This window comes from Hungatella hathewayi WAL-18680 (assembly GCF_000235505.1).
Lineage (GTDB): Bacteria > Bacillota > Clostridia > Lachnospirales > Lachnospiraceae > Hungatella_A > Hungatella_A hathewayi_A.
Genome location: NZ_JH379028.1, coordinates 1 through 5,593, shown reverse-complemented (window position 1 = coordinate 5,593; position 5,593 = coordinate 1). Strand labels below are relative to the sequence as shown.

The 5,593-nt window shown below is 50.0% G+C and carries 1 protein-coding gene and 1 pseudogene; both read right to left on the bottom strand.

The genetic code is table 11. The features are described 5' to 3' along the window. On the bottom strand, positions 1 to 5,120 hold a 5,120-nt coding region (locus HMPREF9473_RS16025), incomplete at its 3' end, for a hypothetical protein (RefSeq protein WP_006781204.1). Positions 5,121 to 5,141: 21 nt separating this feature from the next. After that, positions 5,142 to 5,593: pseudogene (locus HMPREF9473_RS16020) on the bottom strand (hypothetical protein); the annotation flags it as partial.

The following is a 5,593-nucleotide window of genomic DNA, read 5'->3' as shown; positions in this document are numbered from 1 at the left end:
TAATCACTCTCCGACACTCCGAACCAGTAGCCGATTTCATACTCAAACTGTTTTGTCTCCGCCACATGGATGCCGCTGTATTCCATGAAATACCGGTATGGCAGCACACCTCCGTACTTCAGCCGGTACTCCATCCACGACGTTCCGCCCGCCGCATCCTTATCATAATATTTCTCGCCGGACAGAGGACCGCTCTTTCCTGCCAGGTTCGCAAGTCCCAGCCTCACTCCTCCGGTGTCAGCAGCCAGCATGCCGGTGTTTGAAAGTGCAATGCTTGCTTTTACCGGCGTCAGTACCGCATAGCCGCTTTCTTTTTTTGATTCCGCCTTCAGAATCTTTCCGTCTATGGGATAGGCGTTTTTGTTGGTAATGTTTAAATCCACGCTGTAATCCTTATGGTCTGTCCCATCCGGCGTCAGCTGGGCCATGGTTACCCTGACTGGCATCATCACACTCAAAGTCTTGCCCACGGAGCCTTTAACAGTCATCTGTATCTCGTAACGGTCAGTTCCCGACGCCCCTTCCAGCAGGACATAACGGTCCTCCGGTTTTGTGTAGGCGGCCGCCCGGCCCAGACTCACACTGCTGACATTTCCCAGGCTCGTAACCGGATTGTTGAGCGATTGTGATAAGCCCTTCAGGTCAGTCTCTCCCGCTTTAAAAGCAAGGTTTGCATTGGCATTCGTATAACCATACTTGTGATAATTGCTGTTTGCCCCGGTTACATCCGTGTAGGCTGTCTGGGTAAAAGCATTTCCGGCAACTCCTGTGGTTCCCGGTGTAAAGACACTGTCTACCGGCCCAAAGGAACGTAGCTTCATATCGGTGATTGTCACGGAATTTGCCCCACTGTCTTTCAGTGTCACGCTGCTTCCGCCTTCCGGCGTATCCTGGACAAACTCCACCGCTACGGTTGTCGGAGCCTCGAAAGTCGGATAGCCTTTCGTCTTTTCTGTATCCAGGCTGGTGTACCATACCCGGTCGGTTCCGGATCTCAATGTTCCGCTCTCCCCACTTCCAATAGTATTGAGTTTCATCGCTGCATCACTGCTCTTCATCTGCTCCGTAGTCATTTTCGTTACACCACTTCCGGAACCACCCCTAAAAAACCCATTCCCGCTGTTTACGCTGACGTCGGCATAACAGTTATCAATCATCCCTTCGTCAATATTGCCAAAACAATTTGATGAACCTGCATTATAGCAATTTGATACGATTCCTGAAAAGCCACTCGGCGTGTCGTCCCCCACAAAAACGCCGGTCCACTTGTCAACCGCTTCCAGCATTCCCAGGTTATAACAATCGGTAACTTCGCATCTGTTTCCACTTACTACCCTGATACTTCCTACAAACATGGCACAGTCACCACCACTGCCAATTACCTTACTGTTAGCTCCAATTCCCAATTTCTGGATTTTCGCCAGATACTGAATGCCTCCAAACAGGCCCAGATGCTGCTTTCCGTTGATATACATTCCATCAATCTCATGTCCTCCGCCATCAAACGTTCCCCGGTATGGCCCATTGCGTGCTTCCATCGCACCGATTGGCTTCCACTGCACGGCACTGGCGATATTGGCCAGAACAGGGTCACCTGTGAAGGTGGTGTAAGTACTGCCAAACAGATTGATATCTGCCTCCAGTCTGGCATTTTTTTCTTTATATTCCGCGTAGCTATTATTTACCATGTAGGCAAACCAGGCCAGCTGCTCGGCTGTTTGAATTTGATATGGGCTGGTATCGCCGTCTCCGGACGGTTTGTCCATATCTATAAGAAGACCGTATTCCAGAGCTTCGCCTACCGGCTCCCAGCTTTCCGCAGGTGCCAGTTCCGCAACATTCAGTATCGGATAGTTACTGTCCTTCACATAAGTCCAGGTAAGACCTGTTGACTGCTTTAAACTTCCTCCATTTAACCGCCAGGCAGCTCCCCAGGTTCCCAGAACTTCCGGCTCTACTACCAGACAGTTGACGTTGGTTCCATATTCATAATTTTTATCAATCAGGCAGTCCCTGATATCCGTATCATTTACATCAGCATAAAAGCCCACTATGGAACCCTTATCGCCAGTGGAGGCCACCGATACAACTCCGGCATTATAACATCCGGTTATGGTTACTGCCCCCTTTTTTGCATATGCGACAATGCCGCCAATATGCATATCGCCCGACACGCTCCCTCTGTTCATGCTATTTCGAATTGTCACATGGCCCGGAACGGTGTACTCTGCTGTGGTGCCATAAATGCCACCTACACTAACTCCTCCTGTGATGTCAATATTACCCAAGTTATAGCATCCATCCAGAGTCATCTCTGCCGTATTAGACGCAGCGCCTACACAGCCTCCAAAAAACATACCGCTTCCGCTGAGATTTCCTACAAGCCCACACTCGGTTATCGTTACGCCAGTTCCATTCACAAATCCTGCGATTCCTCCCCCGCCAGTTCCTGAAACTTCTATCCGGCTATCGGAAATGCTGGTTTTCCGGATAACAGCATTATCACCCACCGTACCAAATAACCCCTGCTGTGAACCTCCCTTTGCCAACATGACGGAAACGGTATGGCCGTTTCCGTTAAAACTTCCCGTATACCGTTTCCCATCCTCATTAACACCGATGGGAATCCAGCGCAACGCCTTTTTGATCATGTCCGCATCCCCGGCGTCATAGGAAAATCCGCTGTACAATCCTCCAAACAGATTGATATCTGCTTTCAGCTCCGCACAAAGTCCAGGATTTCCGTTATTCACCTGATAGGCAAACCATGCCAAATCCTCCGCCGTCCAGATCACATACGGATTTTCCTCCTGTCCCGCCGTATCTGGTGATGTTCTGTCCTGATAGAGGGGGGCCATCATCGCGGCGCCTACATTTCCCCAATCGATGCTGATCTGACTGGCGGTAAATATGGGATATCCATCATTTCTGAGGGCACTTCTGACCCAGCCGCTGCCCCCCACTCCCTTATTCAGATTGACCAGCAGACCTCCGGCGCCGTCAGCGGTGGCCGTATTCATCTCAGTGGTCGTCATAGCCCGGCTGTCCTCCACCGCAGCATCCCCTCCACTTCCAACTGCGTTTAAATCGGATGAATTGCTGGTTTCTTTATTCCAATAACAGTACTTAATCCCACCTCCGGTCCCATTGGTAAATGCTCCCGCAATCGCTCCCGGAGTTCCCGATGATGTGGTAATGCGGCCAGTGGTATAGCAATTGCTGATCTGCTGGGTTCCGGTCCCCGTCGTTCCCTCGTAATTGCCAATAAAGGCACCGGTCATGCCGGTCTTTCCTATGACAGATGCCCGGTTATAACAATTTTGGATGGTTATCTGTTTCTCTGTGATTCCATCACTTTTGACAGTACCAACAAAAGCGGCCGCTCCATCGCCTCCTGCAGTACCGGAAGCAGTCACACTACAAGTGGTGTAAAAACCAAGTCCTTTGATGATGGCTCCACCTCCGGCACAGCCGAACAGACCGGCGTATCCATCCTCCACCACGTTCATATAGCCGATAGCTTTTCCATTCCCGTCGAAGGTTCCCTTATAGACATAGGAAGAAGTCCCCACTGGCTTCCATGGGATTGGATTGGCTGCAGTACCATTGTATCGCTCACCAGTCAGGTTGATATCCATCAGAAGGGTGGCGGAAACGTCCGTATTTCCGGCATTTACCTTTGCGGCAAACACTCCCAGGTGCTCGGCCGACCCTATTTTATAGGGATTAGTGGAACTTCCATCGCCCTCCGGCAATGCAGGGGAGGCCACCAGGCCATCGATGATTCCCTGCCCCACCGCGGACCAGTCGGGTGGAGGGGCGAGCGTGCCAATACTTGGATATTCTCCCTCTATGTATTTCCAGGCTCCATCCATGCTCTGGCCATTCAACGCGTAGGCCGCTCCCCATGACTGAAGCTGTTTCTGCGTGATGCTTGTTACTCCCGCCGAAGGTGCCAATGCACCATTTCCTGAACGTATATAACAGTTAGACGTATTATCTATATTACCCCTACTTAAAATCCCAAATCTTGCAGCTTTACCGCTCATACTTCCCGCATTATAACAATTGACAGCACGAGCTCTATCTGCCCCCCATATGCCAGCAATACCTGAAACCCCATCTTGAAGATTGTTGTTATTTACAATCTCTCCCGTGTTATAGCAATCCATAAGTGTATTTTCATTTGCACTTGCCCCACTGCTATACCACCCTACAATTCCGGCTATGAGCCCACCACCAGATATCTTGCTCTCATTACCACATTTAGTCACATTCAAAATACCGCTTACATTACCAACTATTCCTCCCCCATACTCAGTAGCTACAATCTCAGCTTTGGAAATGCAATTTAAAATTCTGTTTGTCCCCTGGCTCATGCCAGCAATGCCCCCTACCCGGCCGCCATTTAGATAACTGTTAGCCCCTATACTGACATTTTGAATGACTACATTTTCTATGATAGAAAACAATCCTAGATTATCTCTTGTCTTAATCCCCCAGAGATAATCAATTACAAACCCTTTTCCGTCAAAAGTTCCGGAATAAGTTGAAATGGGTTCCCAATACAGAGGGGCATCAACGGTTCCCCCAAATCCTTCACCATATAAATCAATATTGGCTGTAATTTGGACATTCTGATATTCTGACGTCAATTCTCCGGCATTCACCTTTGACGCAAACCAGGCAAGGGCTTGCGGTTTTCCTATCTTCCATGGATCTTCTACGGTACCACTGCCGGCAAGCGCACCGGAAGTTTTTAAACCTGCCTCCGTCTGGGCGGCTCCCACGGCGGCCCAGTCAGCATATGTAGTGGCCTCACGGGGAGTTACCTTGAGTGATACTGTCCGGGATATCCCGCCTACGGTGGCAGTGATGGAACCGGCTTCTGGCTGTGGTGTTTCTGTATTTTCTTGTGCGGTATTTTTCTCATTTAGAATCGCTGATGAATCAAATCCTCCGGTCTGGTCCGTTTCCGTAACCGATTCTAAAACGGTCTCTTCGATCTGGTTTTCTTCCGCGGCGGCAGTAAACGGTTTTATTCCCGGCATGATGAGAACCGCAAGCAGAAGACTTAACGCCCAGCGCTTCCTATTATGTTTTTTCCGTTCCGTTCTCATTCCGTTTCCTCCCACGTTTTGTTATCTGGCTGCTGCATTTGTCTGATTGTTATTTTTACTTTCTGGTTCACGGCCGCTTTCTATCAGTATCTGGTTGTTTTCATCAATGCGGATACTTCCTTCCGCTTCCCAGTCAATGGTCTGCCCGTCAATTTCAACGGGCAGGATGAGTTCTCCGTCTGTCACCGCATCGGCTAAAGAACGGTCCTCGGGCAGAGACAGGGCAATGGCGGATACCTTGGATGCGGATGCGATTGTTTCCTGGTCACTCAATGCGAAGGATTCTATCTGGGGATAGGCTCCATCAGTGGTATACCAGGTTCCCGGAATCTCCGGGTCTGCTCCTGTCATGCGGCTGGTGCTAAGGCCCTTCAACGGAAGTCCGAATTCTCCGGAAGTTTCCTCCGCGAACTGGACGATCTCACCGGTACAGGCCATCTGAATGTCGAACACACAGCCGTCCAGCTGACCGT